Annotated in this window: 4 protein-coding genes and 1 pseudogene; 3 read left to right on the top strand and 2 right to left on the bottom strand. The window is 66.1% G+C overall.

The window, feature by feature from the left end; all coding sequences use genetic code 11:
* From VFT73_RS09120 to VFT73_RS09110, 3 genes and pseudogenes are all read left to right on the top strand, one after another.
* Positions 1-202 (top strand): annotated as a pseudogene (locus VFT73_RS09120) (cation transporter); the annotation flags it as partial.
* Positions 203-238: 36 nt separating this feature from the next.
* Positions 239-568 carry a hypothetical protein gene (locus tag VFT73_RS09115; protein WP_326410107.1) on the top strand — a complete coding sequence of 110 codons (330 nt, stop codon included), beginning with the start codon at positions 239-241 and terminating at the stop codon, positions 566-568.
* Between the two features lie 11 nt (positions 569-579).
* Positions 580-1,101: a gamma carbonic anhydrase family protein gene (locus tag VFT73_RS09110; RefSeq protein WP_326410105.1), complete on the top strand. Its 522-nt coding sequence runs from the start codon at positions 580-582 to the stop codon at positions 1,099-1,101.
* Between the two features lie 2 nt (positions 1,102-1,103).
* On the opposite strand, the gene VFT73_RS09105 is transcribed toward VFT73_RS09110, so the two are convergent.
* Together VFT73_RS09105 and VFT73_RS09100 are read right to left on the bottom strand one after the other, a co-directional pair.
* Positions 1,104-1,880 carry a L,D-transpeptidase family protein gene (locus VFT73_RS09105; RefSeq protein WP_326410103.1) on the bottom strand — a complete coding sequence of 259 codons (777 nt, stop codon included), beginning with the start codon at positions 1,878-1,880 and terminating at the stop codon, positions 1,104-1,106.
* A 109-nt stretch (positions 1,881-1,989) separates the two neighbouring features.
* A complete protein-coding gene (locus VFT73_RS09100) occupies positions 1,990-2,451 on the bottom strand; it encodes a GNAT family N-acetyltransferase (protein WP_326410099.1) in 462 nt (153 codons plus the stop codon).
* Positions 2,452-2,581 lie beyond the last annotated feature (130 nt).

Below are 2,581 nucleotides of genomic sequence, written 5' to 3'. Positions count from 1 at the left end.
GATCAGCTGGTATTTCGGCTGGAGCGCCTTCCAGCGCGTGCGCGGCAGCCGCTCGATCCTCGACGCCGTACATGCGAGCAAGGATCCGCCGAGCTTCATGGTCCTGTTCGAGGACAGCGCGGCGCTGACCGGCCTCGTCATAGCGGCGATCGCCACCGCCCTCAGTCTGCACTTCGACGCTCCGTGGATAGACGGCGCCTGATCCATCTGCATCGGCCTCGTCCTCGCCGGGGTCGCGGTGCTCCTCGCGCGCGAAAGCAAGGACCTGCTGATCGGCGAGCGGGCGCGGCCGGAGCTCAGCAAGTCGATCCGGGAGATCGCCCGGAAGGAGCCGGGAGTGCTCAGCGTGTCGGGGATCCTGACGAGCCAGCTGAGCCCCGACCAGGTGATCGCCAATGTCGGGGTCGAGTTCGCGGACAATTTGCGGACGCCCGACATCGAGAAACTGATCGGCCACCTCGAGACCGAGTTGCGCAAGAAGCACCCCGACCTATTCAGGGTCTTCGTTCGGCCGCACCCCGAGAAGTACCAGGGCGAGGTGGGGCTGCTGGACGTTGGACCGGACTGAAGGGGGCTAGCATGCCGCTTTACGCGATCAACCGGGTCGAGCCGCAGCTCGGCGAGAACGCGTGGGCGGCGCCCTCGGCCGACCTCATCGGCGACGTGCGCCTCGGAGCGCGCGCGAGCGTCTGGTTCGGCGCAGTCCTCCGCGGCGACAACACGCCGCTGATCCTTGGGCCGGAGACCAACTTCCAGGACGGGTCGATCGGCCACAGCGACGCGGATTTTCCGCTGGCCATCGGCGCCCGGGTGACCGTCGGCCACCAGGCGATCCTCCACGGCTGCACGATCGCCGACGACTGCCTGATCGGCATGGGCGCGCGAATCCTCAACGGCGCCTTGATAGAGACAGAATGCATCGTCGGCGCCGGCGCGCTGGTCACCGAAGGCAAGCGATTCGAGAGCGGCAGCCTGATCGTCGGCACGCCCGCACGTATGGTCCGGCAGATCACCGACGAAGAGCGCCAGCTCCTCCGCGCCTCAGCCGCGCATTATGCGGAGAAGGCGAAGCGCTACGCGGCGGAGCTGCAGATCATCTGAAGTCAACGCAGCGCCGCGAGCTGCATCTGGCTGCGGTTATCCAAATAGCTGATCGTGATCGGCACGGGCTTGGGGAGAAGGACATTCTCCTCCGGGACCGAGCTCGCGGGCGGGTCCTTGCCGAGGAGCCAGCGCGCCAGCTTCTCCGCGTCCTCGAGTCGCACGCAGCCGTGGCTGAGGCTTCGGTCGTCCTGCGCGAACAGCTCCTTCTTGGGCGTGTCGTGAAGATAGATCCCGTCGCCGTCCGGCAGGTCGAACTTGAAGCGGCCGAGCGAATTGGCGGGGCCGGGCAGCTGGCGAACGTGGACCTGCGCGGTGCCCGCCGCGACGGCGTTCCAGTCGACGCTCTCGGCCGGAATGATGCGAGCTCCAGGCGCGAAGGCGGTGACGACCTGATAGCCTCGCTCGCTCAGATACGACGGCCCCAGCTTCAGCACGTTCGGCGCGATGAGCGTCCGAGTGAGATCGGGAGTCACGTGCCAATAGGGATTCAACGTCTCGTAATTGATGACGTCCTTCAGTTCCGGCGTCGGCGTGTCGGGCTTCCCGACGATCACCTTCATCGAATCCTGAACCCGGCCGTCCTCGATCATGTACAGCCGTGCGGAGGCGGCATCGACCAGGACGAACCGGCCGCGCGGCGGGACTTCGGCACCGGAGAAGGAATCGACGTACAGCTGCGGAGCGATCGCGCCCGCCACCGGCCCGAGCACCGGATAATATGTGGCAACGCCATAAAGCCCGCCCGCGACGCAAAGACAGCCGGCGAGGGCGATCAAATACCTGTGCCTGTGAGAGATCATTGCAGTCATTGGAGCTGCCCCGATGGTCGGCTTTTACGACAAATCGCGGGTTGGCGCGAGTCGGGCCGACTAATCGTCAGGAGCTTTACGACAGCCGATACGCCTTGCAGATCGCGCCGTCCGGGCGGCGGCAAGTCTCGAATCCGAGCGCCTCGTAATAAGCAAGCGCGGCGGCGTTTTCCGCGCCGATATACGCCTCGATCGCGCGAAGCCCGGCATCGCGGGCGCTGTCGAGGGTCGCCTCGAACAGGCGCGAACCGACGCCGGTGCGCGCCGCCGACGGCCGCACATGCGTGCCGATGATGCCCCAGCCAATGGGCGTGCCGTAGGGATTGCCTTCGTGCGCGCGCTTCAGGGACTGAAAGCCGAGGATTCTTCCACCGTCGTCCACCGCCACGAAGCAATGCAGCCGGTGCGGATGTCCGAGGTAATGCGACAGAACGAAATCCGCGTCGGCGTCCCTGGTTCGCTTTCCAGCGGCGATCAGCTCCTGGAGAACATCGCTCATTGCATCCGCGTCGGCCGGTATCGCCTCGCGGATCAGCACCAGGCTAGTAAACCCGCTTCTTCGGCTTGATGTACCCGATGTCGTCGGTGAGCGTGAATTCGTGCACCGGGCGATAGTCGATGCGCACCTGGCCGCCGCTGCCGCCCCAGCCGTCGAACCAGGCGACGGT

The sequence above is a fragment of the Sphingomonas sp. genome, assembly GCF_035758555.1.
GTDB lineage: Bacteria > Pseudomonadota > Alphaproteobacteria > Sphingomonadales > Sphingomonadaceae > Sphingomonas_B.
This window is presented reverse-complemented; position numbering and strand designations above follow the sequence as displayed.